This is a genomic window from Waltera acetigignens, assembly GCF_025567015.1.
Lineage (GTDB): Bacteria > Bacillota > Clostridia > Lachnospirales > Lachnospiraceae > Acetatifactor > Acetatifactor acetigignens.
Window position 1 is genome coordinate 60,511 of the sequence record NZ_JAOQJO010000020.1, and the last position, 25,285, is coordinate 85,795.

Here is a 25,285-nt window from a genome sequence, read left to right on the forward strand (position 1 = left end):
AGAAGCAGCCTGCGGATTACTGTGGCATAGAATAGTGTAAAACCATAGAGAGAACCGAATGGAAACTGTGGTAATGATATAGGAGCTATGTGATATGAGTGATACAACATTGTCAAAAGAGGAGAAACAATATAAACGGCTCACCGGGGAACCGGTAGCACGGTTGGTCCTGGAACTGGGACTGCCGACTACCATCAGTATGCTGATCACGAATCTGTATAATATGGTGGATACCTGGTTCGTAAGCCAGTTAGGCACCAGTGCCACCGGAGCGGTAGGCGTGGTGTTTGGCTTGATGGCAATTATTCAGGCGTTCGGATTCATGTTCGGTCATGGCGCTGGAAGCAATATCAGCCGGTTATTAGGAGCTCATGAAAAGGAGCGGGCGAAAGCTTTTTCCGCAACGGGATTTTATCTGGCGGTGGGAGCCGGAGTGTTGATCGCAATTATCGGTATTTTGGATCTGAACGGATTGTGCAGATTGCTTGGAAGTACGGAGACCATCCTTCCCTATGCGAGAATCTATGCTTTCTATATTCTGGTGTCGGCACCGGCAATGGCATCCAGCTGTGTGATGAACAATGTGCTCCGGTATGAAGGCTATGCCAATCTTGCGATGGTGGGACTGGTCTCCGGCGGTATCTTAAATATGGCGGGAGATGCCATCCTTATGTGGGGCTTAAATCTTGGCATCCGGGGAGCGGCACTTTCCACTATGATCTCCCAGTACATATCCTTTGGAATCCTGTTATGCTTTTTCCTGCGTGGAAAGACTCAGAGCAGCCTGACACCGAAATATTTTACCTGGGAATTTGCGGTACATAAGAACATTCTTACAGCAGGCTTCCCCAGTATGATGCGGCAGGGACTGGCCAGCGTGTCAACCATGGTGCTGAATGCGCAGGCGGCAGTCTACGGAGATATTGCCATTGCTGCCATGAGCGTGGTATCCCGTATTTTCAATTTCGTATTCAGTGTGGCCCTGGGTATCGGTCAGGGCTTCCAGCCGGTATCCTCCTTCAATTATGGGGCAAAGAAGTATTCCCGTGTAAGGAAAGCGTTCTGGTTCACCCTGTGTACTAGTCTGGTGACCATGGCAGTGTTTGCAGGGGTGGTGTATGTGTTCCGCAGAGAGCTGTTGCTGGAATTCCTTACGGATATGGATGCCTATGAGATTGCATTTTATGCGTTGCAGATCCAATGTCTGACGCTGCCGTTTATTCCGGTATGTATCTGCGGCAACATGCTGTTTCAGTCCATCGGAAAGGGAGGCAGGGCGACGATCTTAGCCTCCTTCCGAAGTGGCACTATCTACATTCCGGCGCTACTGATCCTGACGGCGTTCTGGGGAATTCGGGGCATCCAGTGGTCACAGCCGGTGTCCGATATTTTATCTGCGGTTTTGTCATTGCCGGTGGCAGTGGTGTTCTTAAGGGAACTGCCGGAAGATGGTACGGAAGTATAGAGAAGAATGAGATCCCTTCGTCATAAGACGGAGGGATTTTTATGTACAGATGTATCCATACGCAGGAATAAGTATCTGCCTTGATCTGTGAAGCTGTTGACATTAAATAATCCACATGATACAATATATTTAACAATTAGGTTAAATGTTAAACGCTTGGATGAAAGGATGTGATTCATTTTTGGGAATACAGGATACATTGAAAGCGCTGGCAGATCCTATAAGGCGTGAAATACTAAATCTTCTGAAAAACGGTCGATTGTCGGCAGGAGAGATCTGCGAACATTTTCCGGTGACGGGGGCTTCCATATCGAGGCATTTGTCGGTGCTAAAGGAGGCAGATCTGATCCGGGACAAGCGGGAAGGAAAGTTTATTTATTATGAACTGAATGCTTCCGTGCTGGAAGAAATCATGTTATGGATCACAGATTTGAAAGGAGCATCGGATAATGAAGGAAATGATACAGAAAAATAAAGGCAGGCTGATCTGCTCGGCATTTGTTATGTGCATGGGAATGATATTGGGATATACCTGTGAGAACAGTCTGTGGGTAAACGGCACTTTTGCAGTGACTTATGTGGTAGTAATGGCAGTAACTTTTTACGACAACAGAAACAGGCAGCAGAGTGATAAGGTCATAAGAATGGTTACGTGGATCGTGCCGGGAATGACATTGCTCTATAACGGTATCGCCAGATGGATTGATATGGGTGTAAGGAAAGAGAATCTGCTCATGGTAATTTTGTATGTCGGAATGGGATTGCTATTTGTTATTGTGGGCAATTATCTGCCCAAGGTGAAACCGAACCGCACCATCGGCATCCGCGTCGTATGGACATTGCAGGATGAGGAGAACTGGAATGCCACGCACCGCTTCAGTGGAAAAATATGGGTGGCAGCAGGACTACTGAGCATGAGCTGTGGACTGTTCAGTGACAGCATGGCTGCATTATTTCTGTTTATTGTCGCTATCACGGCAGCAGCTTTTGGCAGCATCCTGTATTCTTATCTCTATTATAGAAAGAAGCTGCGCACCGGAAAAGGGCTGGCAGTACACTGCAACCATAAAGTAGTTGCAGTCTATGTGTTTATAATGCTCGCATGTGTGCTATTTACGGTATGGACGTTATATACGGGAAAAATCGAGATCTGTTACGGAGAAAATGAATTTACTGTTCAGGCGGAGGGCTGGCAGGATTATACAGTGAAATATGACGCTATCGACAGCATTGCTTGCGAGGAGAATATGTTCCGGGATACGAATACAATCCGGACGAACGGTTTTGGCAACTTGAAATACTCCATGGGACATTTTCGCGATGAAATCCACGCAGATTACATCCGCTATACTCATAACGACTGTGACACTTATGTAGTCATGGAAGTAGAGGGGAGCACCGTTATTCTAAACGGTGCAGATGATGCGCAGACATGGGAAATCTACAATAATATCAGAGAACGGATGGAAAAATAATATTTGTAAATATATTTCCCAATTGCTTTTATATTTTTTAAAAATGGTATACACTAAACTTATGTAAGTTAGTAAACGAGGATTTCGGGAAAGGGTGGTTACAGTATGCTGAAACAGTGGATTCCGGCGGTGAAGCCGGAAAAAGAGGAACTGGAAAAACGACTGAATGCGGCGCAGGAGGAGCTTGGTAGACTCCAGATGCAGATCAAGGAGCATAAGCTCCCGGTGCTGGTGCTGATCGAGGGCTGGGGTGCGGCCGGCAAGGGCAGTACCATCGGCGGAATTATTAAAAATATCGATCCGCGATTTTTCAAGGTGGCTTCCATGTCTGCACCGACAGAGGAAGAGAAGCGGAAACCTTTCCTGTATCGTTATTTTGTAAAAATTCCGGAAGCCGGGAAGTTCGAATTTCTGGATTCCGGCTGGATGGATGAGGTGACGAAGGGAAGACTTCGGGGTGAATTGTCGGATAAGCAGTACGCGGAGCGTATCGAGAGCATTAAACGTTTTGAACGACAGTTGACGGACAACGGTTATCTGGTGTTGAAGCTCTTTTTCCAGATTGGAAAAAAGGAACAGAAGAAGCGGCTGGAAGAACTGGAAGGCAACAAGGACACTGCATGGCGTGTGGGTGAGAACGACTGGTGGCAGAACAAGCATTATGACAAATGCGAGGAAGTCTTCGATAAATATCTCACCGACACCAATGCTTCCGTAGCACCCTGGTACATCATAGATTCCGGGGACAAAAAGTGGGCGGAGTTACAGGTGTTGGAGACGCTGTGCAGCGGTATCCATGTGGCTTTACAGAACGAAAGCCTGGCAGTGCCTATTTTACAGAACGTATTCCCTCTGGTGAAGATGCCGAAGCTGTCCGAGGTGGAACTGGACAAGGAGATTTCCGAGGAAGAATACAAGCGGGAACTGCGTCATCTGCAGAAGAAGCTGAATGCCCTGCATTACCGCCTTTATCGGAAAAAGATTCCGGTAGTCATCGCCTACGAAGGCTGGGACGCCGCAGGCAAGGGCGGAAATATCAAGCGGATCGCGGGAGCACTGGATCCCAGAGGCTACGAGGTACACCCAATCGCCAGCCCGGAACCACACGAGAAAGCGAGACATTATCTCTGGCGATTCTGGACGAGACTGCCCAAGACCGGACATATTGCCATTTTCGACCGTACCTGGTACGGGCGCGTTATGGTGGAGCGCCTGGAAGGCTTCTGCAGCACCAACGACTGGCAGCGGGCTTACAATGAGATCAATGAGTTCGAGAAGGAATTGTCCCAGTGGGGTGCGGTGATCATCAAATTCTGGGTGCAGATCGACAAGGACACCCAGCTGGAACGTTTTACGGAACGGCAGAACACCCCGGAGAAGCAGTGGAAGATCACGGACGAAGACTGGCGCAACCGGGATAAATGGGATCAGTATGAAGATGCCGTAAACGAAATGCTCCAGAAGACCAGCACGGAGTATGCACCCTGGCATATTCTGGAATCCGTAGACAAAAAATATGCCCGGATCAAAGCATTGAAGATTGTCATTGCCGAACTGGAAAAGGCTCTGGGATAGGAAAAGAAAGTAGAGAACGTAAACACCGTCTTGTAAAAAGGCGGTGTTTCTATATGTGATGAAAGCGTTGACAATGTAGGATTCATAAAATATAATTATTTCATCGAAACGGTGAAAAGGGGTGAATTGATGAAACAAAATTTATCACAAATACAATATGAGCAACTGGCCAGAGAACAATTTTGCAACCGGCTGAAAGAAATTCCGTTTGTTTCGGATATCGAGGTGTTTTTGGAAAAGAAGAATGCACCGCTGGGGGATTTCAAGGCAAAGGTGTATTTGGAGGACAGCGATGAGCCTCTTTTATTTGTGATTGAAGTCAGGTCTAACGGAGAAAAGAGATTCGTTAATCATTTTATGGAAATCGTGATGCGGCAGGATGATAAAACGCATTATATTTTTATGGCACCATATATTTCGGAGCAGTCAGCCAGAGCAATGAAAGAGGAAAAATGCAGTTATATGGATCTGTCCGGAAATTGTTATATCTTAACGAAAAGATTTCTGCTCTATGTCAGTGGACAGGATAACAAGTTCATAACCCACAGGGAAAAGAAAAATTACTTATCCAAATCGTCAAGTGCTGCATCAGCAATTATTCGTACCATGCTGAATGAACCGGAGCGAAAATGGCAGGTGAAAACGCTGGCTCAGGAGAGCAATACGGCATTGGGAACAGTATCTAATGTGAAAAGTTTTTTGCTTGCCAGAGACTGGATAGATAAGAGTACTACGGAATTCCGTTTGCAGAACATTAGGGAACTGTTTTATACATGGGCAAAGGATTATCATCAAAAAGAAGCGAGAAAATTACAGTTTTATTCTTTGGATACGGTTCCGGAGATAGAACAATCAGCCGCTGAATGGAGTAAAACACATGATAATGGAGCTATATTAGGTGGCTTTTCGGCTGCGGCACGATATGCGCCGACAGTACGTTATCAAAAAGCCGAAATATATGTAGAACCTCAATTTGTTCAGGAATTTGTAAAAGATCTGGAATTGCAGCCGGTCAACACCGGAGGAAATGTTGTGATAACGATACCGCATGACGAAACCCCCTGTATGTACGCAAAGCCTGTTCATGATACATTAGTAACTTCTCCGGCACAAACGGTAATTGATCTGCTGGGGGATGCCGGAAGAGGGGAAGAGGCTGCGGAGGCAATCCTGCGCAGAGAATACCCGGAGAGGACAGAGGATGAAAGAAGAACTGAAAAAGGCAACTGACTATTCAGAGGGACAAAAGACAGCCGCATACATGGTACTCGGAGAGATCGTAAATCTTTTGAATGAGTTTTCAGATAATATCAGAATCATAGGAGGATGGGTTCCGACACTTTTATACCCGACCGGTGACCATATAGGTTCTATTGATGTAGATGTTCTGCTGAATCAACTGGAGATCAAAAAGGCAGAAAGCTATCGGACGATTAAACGGATACTGACACAAAATGGGTATAGAAGACATGAAGAAAAATATTTTACATTTATAAAAACAATAGTTTTAGATGGAGTTTCCTATGACGTAGACGTGGATTTCCTGTCCGGAAAATATGGCGGCGATGGCGGAAATGTAAGCAAACATGTGGATGGTATTAAAACCTTACCGGCTACGGGAGGAAATTTTGCATTTGATTTTCCGCCAACGGATGTGAAAATAGAATATATGCGGGAGGATGGAGCAAAGGACAGTGGACATGTGAAAGTGATTTCTGTGGTGCCTTATCTGGTCATGAAGACAGCAGCACTGGGGAGGGGAAAACCGAAGGATGCGTATGATATATATTACATGGTTGACAAATATGAGGGAGGCGTAAGAACACTTGTTAAGGAATTTATGCCTTATACAGACAGAGAGTTGATCAGAGAAATGTGTCAGAAGCTGGATGAAAAATTTGCTTCGCCACAGCATGCCGGACCAACAGATGTAGTGACATTCATGGGAATAACAGAGGAAGAAGAAAAAGAACAGATCCGACAGGATGTTTACCAGAAGATACACTATTTAACAAATAAATTGAAAACAATGTAAGCAAAATCTTGTGTTGGCAGACAGGTCTGTTATAATGATACATAGTTGTATTTCCCAGATAGTATTTACAGAACGAGAGGAGAAATCATGGGCGAGAACCGTAAGATATATGCAGCATTATTGGGAGCAGGAACCGTGGGCAGCGGTGTGTATAAGCTGGCAGGAATGCAGGAAGAAGATATCTGCCTGAAAACAGGAGCACAGCTGGAGATCAAAAAGATCCTGGTGCGGAATCCGGGAAAGGTAAGAGAGGGAATCCCACAGGAACTATTTACAGATAGCTGGCAGGAGATTTTAGAAGATCCCGAGATTCAGATCGTCATCGAAGTCATGGGCGGCATCGAACCGGCCAGAACCTATGTGGAAGAAGCCATGAAGGCCGGCAAACAGGTGGTCACCGCCAACAAGGATCTGCTGGCGGAATATGGGGATCCGTTGTTTGAGATCGCCACGGAGAATAAATGCGACTTACAATTCGAGGCGGCAGTGGCAGGAGCCATTCCCATTATCCGGCCTTTGCGTCAGAGCCTGGCGGGAAGTCAATTGACGGAGATCATGGGAATCGTCAACGGTACGACAAACTATATTTTGACCAAAATGTCCGAGGAAGGTATGGGCTATCAGGAAGCTCTGGATATGGCTACGAGACTGGGCTATGCGGAAGCAGATCCCACAGCGGACGTGGAAGGCTATGATGCGGGACGCAAGATCGCCATTATGGCATCCATCGCTTTCAGCTCCCGCGTGACGTTCCCTCAGGTTTATACGGAAGGCATCACGAAGATTACAGCAGAGGATATCCGGTATGCGAAAGAATTCGGCTATGTGATTAAACTGTTGGGTATTACAAAGCTTACAGGTAAAGGAATTGAAGTAAAAGTACATCCCACATTGATCCCGGACAGCCATCCTCTTGCCACGGTCAGAGATTCCTTCAATGCCGTATTTGTTCATGGTCAGGCTTGTGATGATGCCATGTTCATGGGACGGGGCGCCGGACAGATGCCCACTGCCAGTGCGGTATTGGGAGATGTCATCGATGTGATGCGTAATATTATCCATGGAAGTTGCGGCAAGATTGGCAGTGACAGCCACAAGAAACTTCCCGTACTGGATGTGGAGGAGACGAAGAGCAGATTCTTCCTGCGGCTTCAGGTGGAGAACCGCGCCGGAGCACTGGCCAATATTGCAGGTGTCCTGGGCAACAACGATGTCAGCATCGCACAGATGGTACAGAAGCGTAGCCACGACGGCATTGCCGAAATCGTGGTCATCACCGATCTCGTAAAGGAGAGACATTTTAATGACGCTATCCGCATCATGGAGGGAATGTCCGTCGTGAGGGAAATTTCCGGCATTATCCGTGTGTACTAAAAGTATGATAAATTGAGAGTTAGTGAAACAAATCCACGAACGCCCATGGCGGATGGAATGTCCTTCCTCGATGTAAGGTCTCCCGGTGGGAATTTTCTGACGAAAAGTGAGTAGCGGTTCTAAACCGCACGGGCACGGCTCCAGTTGCCATCCATGGCAACGTCCGCCTGTCGCGAACGTCCTGTTCGCTCCACCCTGTTTTTCTACACTTTTCGAGAAAATATCACCACCTCCCGACAAACATCCTCGGAAGGACATTCCGTCCGCCATGGGCGTTCTGCATTTTGGAAAGTTTTAAAAAAACAGTAGCCCCGGCTGGGTATAAGAATAAGCAGTGCCGTAAGCAGACGTCGGTACTTAGCGGTCGTATTGTGACCGCTTATGTACCGCTACGCTCTGCGACAGAGCGCGAGCGTGCCGCGTTTCTTATACCCTGCCAAGGGCTACGGGGATTTGATAGCATTTCTTCACTAACTCTCAATTTATATAGCAAAGGTGTAAAGAAAAAATACTTGATATGTAAAGCCTTGGAATGCTAGTAAAATCAGCACTCCGAGGCTTTTTTATATGCTTTTTGTGACAATCTTGTGACAAAATATAAAATAAAACATGATCTTGTGTGATTCTGGTGTGCGTCCCGGCTGTAGATGGCAGCCGCACAGAAAGAACCGGGCGAACGGAGCAGAGGCCCTGGGTGGGGGGTGTATTTCCGGGCGAGCCGCCGCCAACTCACCCCCGTAAATTTTCCAAAAATAAAAAAGGCGATCCGGTCAGAATTTGATTGAAAGCCTTACAGTAAGATGATAATATAAATACATGGGAAACCAGAGAGCCGGGCGGCTTACCCTCTTTATCGGAGGGGCTAACCCTCCAGACGAAAGAAAGGAGGGCGTTGCCAATGGTTACATATTCTGATTTGATTCAGTTTTGTATATTCATTGTTGCCCTTGTTGGTCTTTGCTATAAGATTTTCAAGGATAAACGAAAATAGCCGCCAACTACTGCGAATAGTTGACGGCCTAAGTAATTAGGTAAATCACTGTTGAGGGTAGCCGCTTCTCTGGCTTTCCCTTTTTCTATCTTCAATATACCACAGGTTAGCCTATTTTTTCAAGGTAAAAAATCGGTGTTACCGATAAAATATTGTTAAATCTAAAAAAATCCTATAAAATATAATCAAATAACGACAAGTAGAGCCATGAGCCGGGTGTAAATCATCCGGCTTTTTTCTGTTTATGGAGGTATCACGATGAAAGCAAACAAAGCAAAGATTATTGATCTGATGTGTGCAAAAGATTTGACACAAGAACAGCTTGCTAAGGGGTGCGGCGTTCGTAATTGCACAATAACGGCTATTTTAAGAGGACAGAGGGAGCCGACAATAAAAACCATAAATAAAATAGCTGTGTGCCTTAATTGCAGCCCTAGCGAGATTGTGGAGGTGTAGGGATGGGAAAAGTAAAGCATAAAATCGCCGTATATGGGAAAATGTACGGTTGCACATTGCCAACTGTGAAAAAATTGGAGGATGCCGGAGCAGTTACGGAAATTATAACCGTTGCTTATAATGCCGGCTATTCTGATGCAGAGACACAAAATAGCAGATTGGCAGAACTTGAAAAAATTGTTGTGGATGGATACAACACGCCGGGAGAATTTCAGAACTGGCTTGTTGATTCAATAAGAAAAGCATATAAAACAGGTTATGAGGAAAGGAGCAAAGAAAAATGATCGCTGTTATTTGTACAACAATCGTATGCGTTACGGCTTTTTTATGTGTTGCCGTTATCGTAGGATCTAAGAAATAAGCATCTAATCAATTAGAGCCGCGTAGAGCCGAGAGAAAACCCCGGCTCTTTTTTAATGCCGGAAAATGAAAGGCGGTGTTAAGCGTGGCGGATAAAGTGGATAGTATCACCCTTGAAATCGAAGCAACGACGCAAAAGGCAGATAAAGGGATAGATAAGACTATAGAGAGCCTGAAAGCTATGAAAACGGCTTTGAATGGCATCAATACAAAGAAATTACGGCAGGAAATGGAAAGTTTTGAGGACTTCCAGAAGAAACTGCAAACAGCGTTTTCTAATATTAAAGCATCAGGAAACACAGAAGAACTAAGAAAGCAAATCACACAGGCAGAGGCCCGGCTTGATACATTGTTGAGCAAAGAAAACAAGCTTAAAACAGTATCGGGAGTTAATGAAAATTCAAAACAGTATAGAAACTTGCAATATGATATTGCGGACGTGTGCAATACTTTAGATCAGTTATACGCGGCTATGGATAAAGTAAACGCACAAAAGCCGCTAAATTTCTGGGAAAAACCAAACTGGGCGGAGAATCTGCAGAACTACGGCACAACAGACGAAAACGTTATAAAATCCAAAATCGGATCTGTTGAGGATGTGGAAAAAGTCGAAAGCGTGGCGACATATGCGGCGAATAATATAAAACAGTCATTTGCGGAGACAGCACAGACCGAGACAGAAGCGGCGGAGAATGTCCAGAAAATGGGCGGAAAGATGCAGGCACTAAAAGGCATAGCCGAACAGTTAAAGACGGCATTTTCTGGCATTCGTGAAAAAATCTCGCTTGGATCTGGTGCGGAGAAGTTCAACGCAGATATGCAGGACCTCATAGACGGCATGAACCAGGCAAAGTACACCATGAAGCAGATGGAGAGCGGAGCAAAGGCTTTTGATTCTACGACATACGAGAGGGCGGCGCAGGATTTAGCGGAAGCATCGGAGCAGATGCGAAATTATAAAAATTCTCTGACAGGTGCAACAGAGCAGACAAGCCGCCTAAAAACGGTACTTTCTGGAATTAGTGGAGCAGTAAAGGGAGCTTTTGCAAAACTGGGTTCTATTGGTTCCGGGATTGTTGCAGCGTGTAAGAAAGCCGCCGGAGCATTGAAAGGCTTAAAATCTCAGATCCCCAAACTTGGTGCAGCATTTAACGGACTTGGTAAGAAAATAAGGAGCGCAACACGCTTATTTGCATTTATGGTATTACGCCGGGCAATCACGGCATTATTAAACACCATGAAACAGGGCTTTGACACACTGGCGCAGTATTCGGCGGCAAAGGGTACAGAGTTCAATAAAAATATTTCCGCCATGCAGTCCGGGTTGAAACAGCTTGGAAATAGCATAATTGCAGCATTTGAACCGCTTATAAATGCCGTTACCCCTATTGTTAACGCTTTTATATCAAAGCTAATAGAGGCAACGAACGCCATCGGTCAATTTTTCGCTGCATTAACAGGAAAGTCAACATTTACTCATGCAAAAAAGGTTGTAGGAAATTATGCGGAAAGTCTCGACAAAGCAACAGCGAGTACAAAGAAACTTGCAACGGCTACAGCTGGGATTGATGAGTTAAATATATTGCAGGACAACAACAGCGATAACAGCAACGGATCTGGTGCAACTAATCCGGCGGACTCTTTCGAGACTGAGAAAGTCGGGGACAAGTTCGCAAATCTCGCACAGATGATAAAGGACGCATGGGAAAAGGCGGATTTTTCAGAAATTGGCGCAATGGTGGCGGAAAAGATCAACGCAGCACTAGAGGGCATAGACTGGGCGAAAATCAAAGAAACATCAAAGAAGATAGCGCAGAGTATAGGAACATTTATAAACGGCTTTGCAGAGGCGCTAGATTGGTCTCTGGTAGGTTCGACTATTGGCGAGGGTATCAATACCGCCCTGACATTTGCAAATACTCTTTTAACAACAATAGACTGGGGACTGATAGGACGATCACTTGCAACCGGCCTAAATTCCGCCGTAAATGTGATGGACTGGCCGGCGGTTGGCTCTTTGGTGTGTAATGGGTTCAATTCTATTATTGATCTGCTTTATGATTTTGTGTCAACTTTTGACTTTACAAATTTAGGGGAGAGTATAGGAACCGCTATAACAACGGCAATAAAAGGCATTAAGTGGAGCAAAGGCGGCGCAGCTATTGGAAAAGCTGTAACAGGATTATTTGATACATTTAACGGATTTGTAAAGAAAACGGATTTCGCCGCATTAGGAAAAGGGATTGTCTCATCTATCGGCGGATTTTTCAAAAATCTTTCATGGTCTTCAATCGGTACAGCTTTATCAAATGCAATAAAGGCTTTAGCTGATTTCCTTTATGGGGTTGTTTCCGGTACAGATTGGGCGGCAGTTCCGCAGTACATTGTTGATGCAATAAAAGACTTTTTCACAAGTTTCGACTGGTCCGGTGTGTCTAAGAGTTTGGGAAAACTTCTCGGTTCTGCGGTAAAGGGTGCGATTGATTTAGTCGGCAGTATCTGGGATATGCTCAAAAAAGCCTGGGGTAACTTGTCAGATTATTTCAACGATTACATTGAGGACGCAGGCGGGAACATTATCGCCGGATTATGGAACGGAATCACCGATGCATTGAAAAACTGCGGTACATGGATAAAAAACAACCTGTTTCAGCCTTTTATAGATGGGTTCAAAGATGCATTCGGAATACACAGCCCATCAAAAGAAATGAAGATAATGGGCGGCTATGTTGTAGATGGTTTTCTCTCTGGTATCTCTGGCAAGTTTTCAGAATGCCGCGACAAAGTTTTAGAGTGGACCGGTAAAATAAAAGATTGGTTTTCCGGTACATCATTCGGGAAAATATGCAAATCAACATGGGAGAATTACGGTCAGAACATCATAACCGGTTTTAAGGACAAGATAGGCAATGCTTATACTTCGACAAGAGATAAAATATCTACGTGGGCTTCTGATGTGAAAGATTATTTTTCCGGAAGTTCTCACGGCTCTATAAACTCCACAACATGGGCGGATTATGCAAACAAGGTTGTTTCTGGATTTAGGGACAAAATCGGAAATGTTTATACAACGGTACGTTCCAATATTTCCACATGGGCCTCAGACATAAAGGATTATTTCACAGGATCCGGCAAAGGTGCGATAAACTTAACCACTTTTAGTAATTATGCAAACAAGGTTGTTTCTGGGTTCCGGGAGAAGATAGGAAGCACATACACAACAGTTAGGGACAAAATATCCACATGGGCCTCAGATATACGCGATTATTTTACAAGCAGTTCGCACGGATCTATTAATAGTACAAAGTTTTCGACCTTTGCCGGTAATATTATAAGCGGATTTAAGGGAAAAATCACAACATCATACAGCGATTGTCAAACCAGTATTAAAACATGGGCGAATAAAGTAAAATCATGGTTTTCTGATACGGCAAGCGTCTCATCGTTCCAGGGATTCGCTAAAAACGTGATCCATGGCTTCCGTGATGGAATCAACAGTTTTTATAGAGACTGTGAGGATGCCGTTAAGTCGTGGGCCTCTAAAGTCACAGACTGGTTCAAAGAAAAACTTGATATAAACAGCCCATCAAAGGTGTTTGAACAATTCGGATTGTATACTGTGCAGGGATTCAACAAGGGCATTGATACCGCCGGAGAAAGCACGAAAAAGGCTGTTTCTGGATGGCTTGCACCTTTTGACAATGTTTCTATAAATCCGAGGTTATCAATCAATGATGCGGCATTAAAAGATTACCGGGTAAATTATGGAGAAGATTTCCGTGATATAAGCGTACAGAGATACACACATAGCAGTATAAGCGGAGCCGTACAAGCTGCAATCGTGACAGATAACCCAATTACGGCAGCATTTAAGGAAATAGCGGAGGCGGTTATTGTTCCGGCTATTCAGGGCGTTGAAGTTCAGGCAAAGCGGCAGGCAGACAAAAACGAGCAAACTATTGTGGAGATTGGAGGAAAGACCATAACGGACGCAGTACGCGAACAGAAGAGCCGCAACGGTTTTTCTTTCCAACCAACATAAAAATTTTATTGTTGAAATAGTGATATTGCACAATAAAATTAAAAAAATCAAAAACGAACAGTGTTTTTCAGTGTTTGGGAATATTACAGAAAAAAGCGTTGTATAGTCCGCTATACAAAGAACGAACCGCAATGTTTAACGGACTGTACAATGTTGATTTTATGGGAAAAATCCTTGTTTATTTAGTCAATATCCTTTTCGTTTTGGTCGTGTTATTCTCCGTGTGTAGTCAACTGATGCATATATACATCATACGGAGGAAAGCACACAGAAAGAATTTTTTAATACAGTGTGTACACCTCATCAAAAGCCAAAAGAAAAGGAGGAAAACACATGGCAAACGTAACACAATTTAACCGAACTAATACAGGAGAAGCAATACTACTTGATGTTCAGGGCTTGCAGGATGCTTTGCAATGCGGAAGAGGTACGGCGTTAAAAATTGCCAGACAGGCAGACGCAGAGATCAGAGTAGGGCGGAGGTGCTTATACAAGCGAAAAAGAATTGAAGAATATATTGAGAATGTTAATGAATTGTAACGATTGCATTACACAGTATTACACTGTATGGAAAATGTAACGGTTAGAGTTTATCACCAGAAAGGAGGAGCGATGGGAGCAAAGCGGTACTTCTGGTTAAAGCTAATGGGTGATTTTTTTGACAAAACAGAAATCAGACTTATCGAAAAAGCACCAAACGGAAAAGAGCTAGTACTTCTTTATCTTAAGTTATTATGCAGATCAATAGAATCTGAGGGGTATTTACTTTTTAACGGGAGACCCTACAGCGAAGAAATTATAGCAATGATAACGGACACCTCTCCGGAGATTGTAAAAATGGGTATTTCTTTATTTGAACAATACGGACTTATTGAGCGAAAAGAAAATACATTCTTCATGCCGCAAATAGTGGATATGATGGCATCAGAAACCCATTGGGCGGAGTTGAAAAGAAAGCAGAGAGAAAGACAAACAGCGCAAGAAATGGACAATGTCCAAGGGTGTCCAAATGCGTCCAACGAATGTCAAGACAATGTCCCCTTATTAAGAGATAGAGAAGAGATAGATATAAAGAAAGATATAGAGAAAGATATAAAACCAGAGAAAAAGAAGAGAAAAGAAGAAAACAGCCTGCAGATTTATGAAAGACTTTACCATGATTACGAATTATCAGAAATGTTATCAGAAAAAATGAAAGATTGGGTAACTTACAAGATGGAACGTAAGGAGGCATATAAAGAAACCGGTATAAAATCACTTATTTCACAAGTACGCAAGCAATCCGAGCAATACGGAGATAAAAAAGTGTGCAATCTGATAGATGAATGCATGGCGAATGGATGGAAAGGGATTATCTGGGATAAGTTAATCCCGAAACCTCCCACAAAAGAAGAATTACTATTAGACAGAGTTAATGTAGTAGACACATGGGTATAGAGAGGAGGGCACATGATGGAATTTAACGAAATTATGAACTACATTTCTGAACATGGCGAACCGCCAGAGGATAACTTGCATTATATCTCGGTTGATCCACTTTGTCTTGATGCTATTTTAGAAAATTGTATTTTGTTCACTGTAGAAGTACACAAGAATTATACAGAAATGCTTTTTAGGCACATCAATAATGTTGACTGGTACTGTATGCGCATCATGGGTGCAAATTCTTTTAAAATGGCACGTTTTGCGGTACAACCTAACGGTGCAACACAGTTTGCATTACAGGGCGAGAAATGGACGGATAAATAGTACAGGTTTTAACTGGGAACCACGGCGGAGGTGCTAAGGTTCCCGAATAAAATAAAAATCTACGATGGAGAGAGGAGGCGAAAAGGATGGCGAAAGGAAACCCGAAAAGCAACTTTCCCAACGCTCAACAACCAGCATTAAAACCGGAGGAAATGGGCGGAATGGTCGCAGCTATGGAAGAATTGCGAGAACTTCCCAAAATAAATACTAATGACCCAGACGAATTAGAAAGCCGTGTACGGTATTTTTTTGAATGGTGCACAGAAAAACAGTTACGCCCAGGGGTTGAGCTTATGGCGTTGTGCATAGGAACATCGCGACAAAATTTATGGAAGTGGGAGCAGGCAGGAGGGAAGAAAGGGGAAATAGTAGGAAGAGCAAAACAGGTTATTGCTGCATTATTGGAACAATGGAGCATTTGCGGAAAGATAAACCCGGCTACATCGTGCTTTCTTCTTAAAAATCATTTTGGTTATAAAGATCAATATGATGTTTCTGCAGTTCCAGTTAATCAAATGGATTCTTTACCGACAGCAGAGGAAATTGTAAAAGGCATTCCGCAAATAACCGCCGGAGATATTGAACCGGATTTCACAGACATTTTAGAGGATGGATAACCGCCCTATTTGTGCGAGCGCGTTGACATCTAAAAAAAGAAGATTGAGGAAAGGAAAAAAGTCATGTTAAGCAGAGCATTAGAGAAAACAACGAAAGATTTTATTGTTGCAATCAACCAGGCAGCAAAGGCACAGGCGGAGCAGATCGCCGAAATAAGATCACAGACAATTTACACGGAAGAACACAAGAACGAGCAGGAAAGCAAAGTCAGAGCGGCAACGGCGGCAGCTATGCAGATGGTTAGAGACACGGCGCGAGATTCAATCACATCCGCTTTTGCGAATGCACGCGCAACGGTCGAAAATTCAGTATCAGAGGGCGCACACGACACCACTTTCGAGGAGATCAAGAACGCAGCAGAGGCAACCGGCGGAGATTTTACTGAGTTTGAAATTGGTGTATTGCTTGAAAAGTGCGCCGGCCATTACTGGGCGATGAAATTATTGTCACGATTGACAAGGGACAACACCAACGCCGCCGCAATTCTCAAAGAGCGGTTTAAAACACCAGACCCGAGCTATTATTTGAGCGTTCTAGATGACGAAGAGGGTTATTTACTTAGTTTTATACGGATATACAAAGACGATCAGGCCGCCCCTATAGATATCGCAAAAAGTGACGTGAACGGCGAAACGCTTATTTCTGGGGATCACTTCCAAAGATTACACGAACGGTTAGAGATCAACCCGGACTATATGACCGATGATGATTTCTCGGCTCCGGTGTTGCGCTCCTTTGAACGCAGAACGCTTAGATCATCCGGCATTGTGTTAGATGTGAACGATACAGAAAGCCGAAAGAGAGTAAAAGCAGCGGCGAGACAGGGCGGAGCTGTCAAAAATTGTTTAATGCGTACCGTGTGGAAAGCAACCGTTGAAGAGGAAACCAAGATAATGTGGCAGGAAGCACAGGACAATGCACAAATAAAATACGGATCGGCAGGGTTTAGCGCTTTTAATGCAGTGGGGAGCAGATACTAATATATCGCTGTGAGTGTGTAAGAGCCTTATATTGCCCTTTTGATGCTTTTAATGGCAGGTTTATACACAAAAGCACGTTGAGAGCATTAAAACGGCAATACAGAGCGTAGAAAGGGCAAAGAAAAACACCCGGTTATTATTTTGCCGGGTGTTAACTCTCTCTCTGTGATTTAAGATAGTTTTTAATAATTGTATTTATCAGATTGGTAAATGAGCGGTTTTCATTGTCGGCGATCCGCTGCAATTCTGCTTTATCTTCTTTGGTTAAGGTTAAAAGCACCTGTGTTTTATCTTTTCCGATAGCCATTTTATACCTCCATTCTGCACGATGCAATTATTATACAATCATATTAAAAATATTTCAAGTTATATAACTTTGCATATTGCAATCATACACAAAACATGGTAATATATACATACAAGGTTATATAACCTAGTTTTGAGAAAGGAGATAGAAAACAATGTATATTCAGGATTCGACACTTGCAAGCGCATTTGATAATGCGGCGGCGGAGTATATCGAACAGACAGAAGCGGAGTTATTGGCAGAGTATAAAAGCATAAGCAATATTGCTAATTCTAAGAAGGCTGACATTAACTTGCTAAAAAATTCGGCCGCAAAAGATTATCACAAATTTATCGTAGAATTTTGTAAGGACTACAAAAAAGAGTACGAAAAAAGTCACGGGGAAAAATACCCGGGTTTTGTAAATGTATTTACTAAAATTCAAAGAGATGAATTAGTGAAAGAGTACAAAGAGTACTTAAAAAAACTATTTAAGTAAAAAAATAAGGTTCCCCACGCACCGACCAAAGCACCGGGAAACCTTAACAAAATAATTCTCGATGATGAAACCACCACTATTTTATTTTATTGTGCGTGTGCTTCCTTGTCAAGGAAAAGAAAAGGAGGCTTGTAAAATGGTTACTATTGCAACAGATCCGGAAAGCTGCGCAGGAATGCAGCCGGAAATAATGCCGGGTGATACTCTATATATTGACCCCGAAGAAAAGACCGGAGAAAGCGGCATATATGTAATTGAATACAAAGGAAATCAAAAATTTTGTAGACTTACAACAACAGCTTGCGGCAAATGGTTGATTTTTTCTAATCCGGTGCACCGTGCGGAGTTCGTACCGGTGGAAGAACTGGAAACGTTGAAGATATGCGGAAAAGTAATAAAACAGGTTAGAGAATATTAACCCCATGGACAGCCCACCCGGGAAGATTCGATGAATGCTTGTCTGGACAACAAAAAACATACATACAGGGAGGGTAACACCATGATAGTTTTAACGATTACACCAAGAAAAAAGAGAATCAGAGACTTTTTTATAAAGCGAGAGCCACAGCGGCAATTTTTCAATTATGAATTTCCTAAGGAGGCAAAGGCTACCAATGAGCCAACTAATAGGGATGCATGAGGCCTACAGGATTGCAAGAAACAGCGGATATATTAAAGATCAGGCTGTAAGTTATGCAACCATGGCGGCGATTGTGGCAGAGGCTTATAAACAAGGGTATGAGAAAGCAGAGGCAGACAAAAAGCCTCATAGTTAAAGAGAGGGGCGGCACGTATTCCGGCGTGTTGCCCTTTTTCTACAGAAAGGCGGTTTTGTATATGGTAAAAGGAGCGCAGACCATAGCACAATATAAAATTATGCGATGGATAGACGAACACTTTACAGACGTTGAAATAAAGCCACAGAAAGCCGATAGCGTGAAAATAACGGATAGTGTGGGCGGATGTATGATAATTACAATAAACGCCACAGGGGACGTTGTAGACGCACTCAGCGGCGAAATATTAGACAGAGAGGGGGCGAGGGTATGAGCGAGAAGAGAAAAGACCACAAAGGGCGCATACTTAAGACCGGGGAATATTGGGACCCTAAGGGGCGGCGGTATATGTTTCGCAAGATGGTAGACGGCGAAAGGGTAACTATTACAGATGATGATTTAATAGAGCTTAGAAAAAAAGAAAATGAACTACTACACCAGATAGACAGAGGGCGCAGGATCAGCAGCAAAAGCGCAAAAACGACTTTAAACGAATATTTTGATAACTGGTTAGAGTTATACGCTAAAAGTGGAAGAAAAGCCACCACATGCACTAATTACAAGAGTTATTATAATACCTATATACGGGAGACCATCGGCAAGAAACCAATAACAAAGGTATCAAAAGCAGACATACAGAAAATTATAAATGATATGGTAAGGGACGGAAAAAAGCACTCTACACTTGCAAATCTCAAAAGCTGTTTAAATATCGTTTGTGATTGTGCTGTTGATGATGATATTATAGTAAAGAATCCGGCTAAAAATATACAGTTACCACAGACAGAAAGCGAAAAGCGGGAGCCGGTGCCGGAGGAACATATAAAAATCTTTTTGGAGTATGTGCGAAATAGTGACAGATATTCATATAGTTACCCGGCGTTTTTGGTTCTGTTTAATACTGGTATGAGAATCGGAGAGCTTGCGGCGTTGACTTGGGAGGACGTGGACACCAAAGCCGGGGAGATTCACATAAATAAATCATTGAACCGGTACAGGGAAAAGGATTACGGCTTTACTCTGGCAGTAGGCAGCCCCAAAAGTAAAACATCAGTCCGCACGATTGCAATGAATGACACTGTAAAACTTGCCCTCCTGCGTTTGAAGATGCAGAGCGCAAGGGAGACCCCAACCCTCCCACGCGTGGACGATTCAGGCAACATAAAAGGAGAGGTAAAGGGCTTTGTATTTCTCAATAATAACGGGAATGTATGGAGCGAGCCGCCTTTTAGGGAGCTTATAGCGCGTATTACAAAGCGTTACAATAAAGAGGCGGAGAAGATGGGAAAGGAAAAAATAGAAGTGTGGAAACCACACCAGAGCCGCCACAGCTACACAAGCCTCGCCTATTCTGTCGGCGCAGATATGAAAGCAGTTAGCCATATGTTAGGACACGCAAGCATCAATACAACACTTGACGTATACGCAGACCTTAGCGAAGAGAAGAAAAAGGAGCAGGAGGCAGTTATAAAAGCGGTTCGGATCTCGTGACAGCTTTGTGACAATCTTGTGACAAATACCCTCAATATAACGAAGTCTGACACAACCACACGGAGAGTATAACAAACGTGAATATATTGAAAATGAAAGTGACGGAGATTGACGGAATTACTCGAACATATGTGTGACAAGAAAAAATACTTGACACCTATACTTTTCTATAGTATGATAGCCAAGGTGCATATCGCATGACCTATAGAAAGGCACTGGATAAGATGGACAGGATTTTGGAACAGAATCTGTTGTATGACTTCTACGGTGAACTTCTCACCGAGCATCAGCAGAGAGTGTATGAGGATGCAGTATATAATGATATGTCTCTCAGTGAGATCGCTGGAGAACAGGGCATCAGCAGGCAGGGCGTCCATGATCTGATCAAGCGTTGCGATAAGATCCTGCAGGATTATGAAAGCAAGCTTCATCTGGTGGAACGTTTCATGGCGGCCAAGGAGAAGATCGGTGAGATCGAACAGCTGACGGCAGAGAATGATACGGATCCCGGAGAACGGATGGAACGCATCCGGGAATTATCCAGATCCCTTTTAAAGGAATGGTAAGGAGCAGCAAATGGCATTTGAAAGTTTAACAGACAAACTCCAGAATGTTTTTAAAAACTTAAGAAGCAAGGGCCGCCTGACGGAAGAGGATGTCAAGTCTGCACTGAAGGAAGTCAAGATGGCACTGTTGGAGGCCGATGTTAACTTCAAGGTAGTCAAGCAGTTCGTGAAGGCAGTGGAAGAACGTGCCATTGGCCAGGACGTCATGAACGGTCTGAATCCCGGACAGATGGTGATCAAGATCGTAAATGAAGAGATGGTAAATCTCATGGGCAGTGAGACCACAGAGATTGCCATGCAGCCCGGCAAAGCCATTACCGTTATCATGATGGCAGGTCTTCAGGGTGCAGGTAAGACCACCGCAACGGCCAAGATCGCCGGTAAGCTGAAGCTCAAGGGCAAGAAGCCCTTGCTGGTAGCCTGCGATATTTACCGTCCCGCAGCCATTGAACAGTTACAGATCAACGGTAAGAAGCAGGAAGTTGATGTGTTCTCCATGGGAACGGATCATAAACCTGCCGAGATTGCGAAGGAAGCCATTGCGTATGCGGAGAAAAACGGTCATAATGTAGTGATCCTCGATACTGCCGGACGACTTCATGTGGATGAAGACATGATGGCGGAATTACAGGAGATCAAGGAGACCGTGACCGTGCATCAGACACTTTTGGTAGTCGATGCCATGACCGGTCAGGATGCCGTAAATGTGGCAAAAGAATTTGATGAAAAGGTAGGCGTCGACGGTGTGATCCTGTCCAAGATGGACGGCGATACCAGAGGCGGTGCAGCACTTTCCATCAAAGCAGTCACCGGAAAGCCGATCCTTTTTGTAAGTATGGGAGAGAAATTGTCCGATTTAGAGCAGTTCTATCCCGATCGTATGGCAAGCCGTATCCTTGGTATGGGTGATGTGTTATCCCTCATTGACAAGGCACAGGCCAGCATCGATATCGATGAGGAGAAGAGCCGTGATATGGCCGGCCGCATGAAGAAAGGTAAGTTCGATTTTGAGGATTACCTGGAGAGCATGAAGCAGATGCGTAATATGGGCGGTCTGTCCAGCATCTTAGGGATGCTTCCCGGAATGGGTATCAAGGCATCGGATCTGGAAGGTGCCATTGATGAGACGCAGATGAAGCGTACGGAAGCCATCGTATTATCCATGACAAAAGAGGAACGCAGGAATCCCAAGATCCTGACCCCTCAGAGAAAACACCGTATTGCAAAAGGTGCCGGTGTGGATATTGCAACGGTGAACCGTTTTATCAAACAGTTCGAGCAGACACAGAAGATGATGAAGCAGTTTGGCGGCGGCAAAAAGGGCCGCGGCGGCATGGGTGGTATGTTCGGCGGCGGAAAATTTCCCGGTATTGGCGGCAGATTTTTCTAGCACTGTTTACTTAACTTAAGTCCGATATGAACAATCAGTTCTTATCATATAAATTATTTTATTTTTAATTAATGGAGGAAAAAGAAATGGCAGTAAAGATCAGATTAAGAAGAATGGGACAGAAGAAGGCTCCTTTTTACAGAATTATCGTAGCAGATTCCCGTTCCCCCAGAGACGGTAGATTCATCGAGGAGATCGGTACCTACGATCCTTCCACCGATCCTTCCACTTTCAAGATCAATGAAGAGCTGGCTAAGAAGTGGTTACAGAACGGTGCTCAGCCTACCGAGCAGGTTGCTAAGCTTTTCAAGGTTGCAGGAATCGAGAAATAAGTTCTAAATATCTATTCATCGGAGGTGGATTATGAAGGAACTAGTAGAAGTAGTTGCAAAGGCACTCGTTGATAATCCGGATGAAGTAGTTGTAACTGAGAAGACAGAAGGAAAAAATATCGTCCTTGAACTTCATGTAGCTGCGTCCGATATGGGTAAGGTGATCGGTAAGCAGGGACGTATTGCAAAAGCAATCCGCTCCGTTGTGAAAGCAGCATCATCCAAAGACAACACAAGAGTGGACGTTGAGATCGTTTAATTTCGAATTGAGAGATCCCTGACGTTGAGCGGAGAAACATACAGGCGTGTGTTTCTCCGTTTTTTGGCTAAAAGCCGGAATGGAGTAAAACTATATGGAAGATCTGTTGCAGGTCGGCATTATCACTTCCACCCACGGGGTGAGAGGAGAAGTAAAGGTATATCCTACTACGGATGATCCCAGAAGATTCCGCAGATTAAAGGAAGTCGTTCTGGATACCGGCAAGGAAAAAATGAATCTGGAAATTGAGGGTGTCAAGTTCTTTAAGCAGTTTGTGATTTTGAAATTTAAAGGGCTGGACAACATTAATGATATAGAAAAATATCGTCAGAAGAGCCTGTACGTGACCCGCAAAAATGCAGTGCGTCTGCAAAGGGACGAGTATTTCATCGCCGATCTGATCGGACTGAAGGTGCAGGATGAAGACGGTAAGGAACTGGGCACGGTAAAAGATGTGATCGAGACCGGTGCCAATGATGTCTACGAGGTGGAAATGGCAGACGGTAAGAGCCTGCTTCTGCCCGCTATCAAACAGTGTATCCTGAATGTGGACGTGGAAAATGGCACAATGCAGGTATATGTACTGGAAGGACTGCTTGACTTATGATGAAGTTTCATATTCTGACCCTGTTCCCCGAAATGGTGCAGCAGGGGCTGGCAACCAGTATTTTAGGCCGGGCAGCGGAGAAGGATCTGATTTCCATAGATGCGGTGAATATCCGGGATTACACACAGGATAAGCACGGAAAAGTGGATGATTACACCTATGGCGGCGGGGCCGGAATGCTGATGCAGGCACAGCCGGTATATGATGCTTACCGGGTGGTGGCAGGAGACAGAAAGGTACGCTGCGTCTATCTGACACCACAGGGAGCCCCTTTTACCCAGAAAAAAGCAAGAGAACTGTCCGGGGAAGAGGAACTGGTATTGCTCTGCGGACATTATGAGGGAATCGATGAGAGAGTTCTGGAAGAGGTCGTGACGGATTATATTTCTATCGGCGATTATGTCCTCACCGGTGGGGAACTGGCAGCCATGGTCGTGGTGGACGCGGTGGCCAGACTGGTGCCCGGGGTACTCAATAACGACGAATCTGCCGAGACAGAGAGCTTCCATAACGATCTGCTGGAATATCCCCAGTATTCCCGCCCGGAGGAATGGCACGGAAAGAAAGTACCGGAGGTACTTCTGTCGGGCAATCATAAAAAGATCAATGCCTGGCGGCTGGAACAGTCCGAGAGACGGACGGAAGAACGCCGCCCGGATCTCTATGCGAAATATCAGGAAAAACAGAAAGTCATAAAAAAACTTTCCGCGAAGAAACGTATTTTTATTCATATGATGGAGACACTGTCCAGAGGATTGGGAGAAGTTCTCTATGCGGAGGGGAAAAATGTACTGATCTATCTGCCGGAGATCGGCAATGCCATGCTGAATGCGGAGGATGAGGAGCATTTGGAGAAAATGCTGCCGCTCATTCCGAAAGCCGTGTCGGGGCATAGTATCGTGACCGTGACAGACCGGTGGAATGAACGTGTCAGTGAAATTTTAGGGTATCATGGCAGTATGCTATGTTCCCAGGCGTGCTATACCAGAGGGGAACCACTTCCGGTGAGGCACAAGGACATCCGGCAGCTGACAGTGGAAGAGGTTCCTTATGTGGCGGAGCATTATCACCTGGGAGACGAGATTTATGTCCGGGAGAGGATTACAGCAGGAGATGTCTTCGGCATCTATATCGAGGGAAAACTCTGTGGTTTTATCGGATGTCACAATGACGGCAGCATGGGAATGCTGTATGTGGAGGATGCATACCGCAGACAAGGACTTGCAGCATCCCTGGAAGGTTATCTGATCAACAAACAGAGAGAACAGGGGATGATCCCCTACGCCCATATTGTGAATGGAAATGAAGCGTCCATACAACTGCAGGAACGGTTGGGGCTGAATCTGTCGGATCCCGCGATCTGGTGGCTGTATAATTAAAAAAAGCTTGCTTTTTATATGGCCTTATGGTAAAATCTGAATGTTGTGAAAACGAGATGGTCCTCTGTTACCAATAAGGGTATTAAGAACATCCATTTTATGAAGGAGGCTCATTATGAGTAACATTATCAAAGAGATCGAAGCAGAACAGTTAAAAGCAACCGTTGATCAGTTTGAAGTCGGCGATACCGTTAAGGTATACGGCAAGATCAAAGAGGGTAACCGTGAGAGAATCCAGGTATTCGAAGGCGTTGTACTGAAGAGACAGGGCGGCAGCAACAGAGAGACTTTCACTGTTAGAAAGACTTCCAACGGTATCGGCGTAGAGAAGACTTGGCCTTTACATTCTCCCAACGTAGAGAAGATCGAAGTTGTAAGAAAAGGTAAAGTAAGACGTGCTAAGCTGAATTACTTAAGAGATCGTGTTGGTAAGAAGGCAAAGGTTAAGGAATTAGTTAAATAATTACATTGACCGGAAAGGGGCAGCTGTTTCTGACAGCTGCCTCAGACTGTAGACAAAACGCTTTTGGTCAGCACTCCAGAAGCGTTTTTCTTGTTTTCGGTTCAAAAAGTGTGTACT

At 44.4% G+C, this 25,285-nt stretch carries 28 protein-coding genes and 1 pseudogene; 28 read left to right on the forward strand and 1 reads right to left on the reverse strand.

Going from position 1 to position 25,285, the window contains the following annotated elements; all coding sequences use genetic code 11:
* Nucleotides 1–94 precede the first annotated feature (94 nt).
* From OCV96_RS16490 to OCV96_RS16565, 15 genes are all read left to right on the forward strand, one after another.
* The gene (locus OCV96_RS16490) at nucleotides 95–1,465 is read left to right on the forward strand and encodes an MATE family efflux transporter (RefSeq protein WP_262594968.1); all 1,371 of its coding nucleotides are present in this window, start codon (nucleotides 95–97) and stop codon (nucleotides 1,463–1,465) included.
* A gap of 181 nt (nucleotides 1,466–1,646) precedes the next feature.
* Nucleotides 1,647–1,940 carry an autorepressor SdpR family transcription factor gene (locus tag OCV96_RS16495; protein ID WP_022152934.1) on the forward strand — a complete coding sequence of 98 codons (294 nt, stop codon included), beginning with the start codon at nucleotides 1,647–1,649 and terminating at the stop codon, nucleotides 1,938–1,940.
* On the forward strand, nucleotides 1,915–2,940 hold the full coding sequence (locus OCV96_RS16500; RefSeq protein WP_262594970.1) for an SdpI family protein: 1,026 nt from the start codon (nucleotides 1,915–1,917) through the stop codon (nucleotides 2,938–2,940). Before OCV96_RS16495 ends, OCV96_RS16500 begins: the two co-directional genes overlap by 26 nt.
* 105 nt (nucleotides 2,941–3,045) lie before the next feature.
* Entirely contained in the window at nucleotides 3,046–4,515 is a 1,470-nt protein-coding gene (gene pap / locus OCV96_RS16505; RefSeq protein WP_262594971.1) for a polyphosphate:AMP phosphotransferase, read from the forward strand.
* A gap of 129 nt (nucleotides 4,516–4,644) precedes the next feature.
* Nucleotides 4,645–5,745, forward strand: coding sequence for a type IV toxin-antitoxin system AbiEi family antitoxin (locus tag OCV96_RS16510; protein ID WP_118731372.1), 1,101 nt, complete (start codon nucleotides 4,645–4,647; stop codon nucleotides 5,743–5,745).
* Nucleotides 5,717–6,550, forward strand: a complete 834-nt coding sequence (locus OCV96_RS16515) for a hypothetical protein (protein WP_022312094.1) — start codon at nucleotides 5,717–5,719, stop codon at nucleotides 6,548–6,550. The genes OCV96_RS16510 and OCV96_RS16515 overlap by 29 nt, the downstream gene beginning before the upstream one ends.
* A gap of 87 nt (nucleotides 6,551–6,637) precedes the next feature.
* A complete protein-coding gene (locus OCV96_RS16520; protein WP_262594972.1) occupies nucleotides 6,638–7,924 on the forward strand; it encodes a homoserine dehydrogenase in 1,287 nt (428 codons plus the stop codon).
* A gap of 1,249 nt (nucleotides 7,925–9,173) precedes the next feature.
* Nucleotides 9,174–9,371, forward strand: a complete 198-nt coding sequence (locus OCV96_RS16530) for a helix-turn-helix domain-containing protein (protein ID WP_262594975.1) — start codon at nucleotides 9,174–9,176, stop codon at nucleotides 9,369–9,371.
* A 2-nt stretch (nucleotides 9,372–9,373) separates the two neighbouring features.
* Entirely contained in the window at nucleotides 9,374–9,655 is a 282-nt protein-coding gene (locus OCV96_RS16535) for a hypothetical protein (protein WP_262594976.1), read from the forward strand.
* A 161-nt stretch (nucleotides 9,656–9,816) separates the two neighbouring features.
* Nucleotides 9,817–13,773 (forward strand): hypothetical protein, encoded by a 3,957-nt coding sequence (locus OCV96_RS16540; RefSeq protein ID WP_262594977.1) that lies wholly within the window; start codon nucleotides 9,817–9,819, stop codon nucleotides 13,771–13,773.
* A 333-nt stretch (nucleotides 13,774–14,106) separates the two neighbouring features.
* Nucleotides 14,107–14,313, forward strand: coding sequence for a hypothetical protein (locus tag OCV96_RS16545; protein ID WP_262594978.1), 207 nt, complete (start codon nucleotides 14,107–14,109; stop codon nucleotides 14,311–14,313).
* Nucleotides 14,314–14,340: 27 nt separating this feature from the next.
* The gene (locus tag OCV96_RS16550; protein WP_262594979.1) at nucleotides 14,341–15,210 is read left to right on the forward strand and encodes a phage replisome organizer N-terminal domain-containing protein; all 870 of its coding nucleotides are present in this window, start codon (nucleotides 14,341–14,343) and stop codon (nucleotides 15,208–15,210) included.
* A 12-nt stretch (nucleotides 15,211–15,222) separates the two neighbouring features.
* Nucleotides 15,223–15,522, forward strand: coding sequence for a hypothetical protein (locus tag OCV96_RS16555; protein WP_262594980.1), 300 nt, complete (start codon nucleotides 15,223–15,225; stop codon nucleotides 15,520–15,522).
* Between the two features lie 86 nt (nucleotides 15,523–15,608).
* On the forward strand, nucleotides 15,609–16,139 hold the full coding sequence (locus OCV96_RS16560) for a terminase small subunit (protein ID WP_262594981.1): 531 nt from the start codon (nucleotides 15,609–15,611) through the stop codon (nucleotides 16,137–16,139).
* Nucleotides 16,140–16,202: 63 nt separating this feature from the next.
* Nucleotides 16,203–17,120, forward strand: coding sequence for a hypothetical protein (locus OCV96_RS16565; RefSeq protein WP_262594982.1), 918 nt, complete (start codon nucleotides 16,203–16,205; stop codon nucleotides 17,118–17,120).
* Nucleotides 17,121–17,271: 151 nt separating this feature from the next.
* Here the strand turns inward: OCV96_RS16565 and OCV96_RS16570 are convergent, their stop codons facing one another.
* Nucleotides 17,272–17,427 carry a DNA-binding protein gene (locus OCV96_RS16570; protein ID WP_227064541.1) on the reverse strand — a complete coding sequence of 52 codons (156 nt, stop codon included), beginning with the start codon at nucleotides 17,425–17,427 and terminating at the stop codon, nucleotides 17,272–17,274.
* 154 nt (nucleotides 17,428–17,581) lie between these two features.
* Here OCV96_RS16570 and OCV96_RS16575 point away from each other — a divergent pair, with 154 nt between their 5' ends.
* From OCV96_RS16575 to rplS, 13 genes and pseudogenes are all read left to right on the forward strand, one after another.
* Nucleotides 17,582–17,905, forward strand: coding sequence for a hypothetical protein (locus tag OCV96_RS16575; RefSeq protein ID WP_262594983.1), 324 nt, complete (start codon nucleotides 17,582–17,584; stop codon nucleotides 17,903–17,905).
* 61 nt (nucleotides 17,906–17,966) lie between these two features.
* Nucleotides 17,967–18,323 carry a S24 family peptidase gene (locus OCV96_RS16580; protein ID WP_262594984.1) on the forward strand — a complete coding sequence of 119 codons (357 nt, stop codon included), beginning with the start codon at nucleotides 17,967–17,969 and terminating at the stop codon, nucleotides 18,321–18,323.
* 196 nt (nucleotides 18,324–18,519) lie between these two features.
* Complete coding sequence (locus tag OCV96_RS16585) at nucleotides 18,520–18,681, forward strand: hypothetical protein (RefSeq protein WP_178776832.1); 162 nt, start codon at nucleotides 18,520–18,522, stop codon at nucleotides 18,679–18,681.
* The gene (locus OCV96_RS16590) at nucleotides 18,644–18,955 is read left to right on the forward strand and encodes a hypothetical protein (RefSeq protein ID WP_262594985.1); all 312 of its coding nucleotides are present in this window, start codon (nucleotides 18,644–18,646) and stop codon (nucleotides 18,953–18,955) included. Before OCV96_RS16585 ends, OCV96_RS16590 begins: the two co-directional genes overlap by 38 nt.
* Nucleotides 18,952–20,172, forward strand: coding sequence for a tyrosine-type recombinase/integrase (locus OCV96_RS16595; protein WP_262594986.1), 1,221 nt, complete (start codon nucleotides 18,952–18,954; stop codon nucleotides 20,170–20,172). The genes OCV96_RS16590 and OCV96_RS16595 overlap by 4 nt, the downstream gene beginning before the upstream one ends.
* A 224-nt stretch (nucleotides 20,173–20,396) precedes the next feature.
* A complete protein-coding gene (gene ylxM / locus OCV96_RS16600; protein ID WP_227064547.1) occupies nucleotides 20,397–20,738 on the forward strand; it encodes a YlxM family DNA-binding protein in 342 nt (113 codons plus the stop codon).
* A gap of 10 nt (nucleotides 20,739–20,748) precedes the next feature.
* Nucleotides 20,749–22,128 (forward strand): signal recognition particle protein, encoded by a 1,380-nt coding sequence (gene ffh / locus OCV96_RS16605; protein WP_118537820.1) that lies wholly within the window; start codon nucleotides 20,749–20,751, stop codon nucleotides 22,126–22,128.
* Nucleotides 22,129–22,214: 86 nt separating this feature from the next.
* Nucleotides 22,215–22,460: a 30S ribosomal protein S16 gene (gene rpsP, locus OCV96_RS16610; protein ID WP_022313019.1), complete on the forward strand. Its 246-nt coding sequence runs from the start codon at nucleotides 22,215–22,217 to the stop codon at nucleotides 22,458–22,460.
* Nucleotides 22,461–22,491: 31 nt separating this feature from the next.
* Nucleotides 22,492–22,719, forward strand: coding sequence for a KH domain-containing protein (locus tag OCV96_RS16615; RefSeq protein ID WP_022154075.1), 228 nt, complete (start codon nucleotides 22,492–22,494; stop codon nucleotides 22,717–22,719).
* A 94-nt stretch (nucleotides 22,720–22,813) separates the two neighbouring features.
* Complete coding sequence (rimM, locus tag OCV96_RS16620) at nucleotides 22,814–23,326, forward strand: ribosome maturation factor RimM (protein WP_262594988.1); 513 nt, start codon at nucleotides 22,814–22,816, stop codon at nucleotides 23,324–23,326.
* Nucleotides 23,326–24,027: pseudogene (trmD, locus tag OCV96_RS19775) on the forward strand (tRNA (guanosine(37)-N1)-methyltransferase TrmD); the annotation flags it as partial. The gene rimM and the pseudogene trmD, both read left to right, overlap by 1 nt.
* Before the next feature lie 258 nt (nucleotides 24,028–24,285).
* Complete coding sequence (locus tag OCV96_RS19780; RefSeq protein WP_484436570.1) at nucleotides 24,286–24,705, forward strand: GNAT family N-acetyltransferase; 420 nt, start codon at nucleotides 24,286–24,288, stop codon at nucleotides 24,703–24,705.
* 115 nt (nucleotides 24,706–24,820) lie between these two features.
* Complete coding sequence (rplS, locus tag OCV96_RS16630; RefSeq protein WP_022313016.1) at nucleotides 24,821–25,168, forward strand: 50S ribosomal protein L19; 348 nt, start codon at nucleotides 24,821–24,823, stop codon at nucleotides 25,166–25,168.
* Nucleotides 25,169–25,285 lie beyond the last annotated feature (117 nt).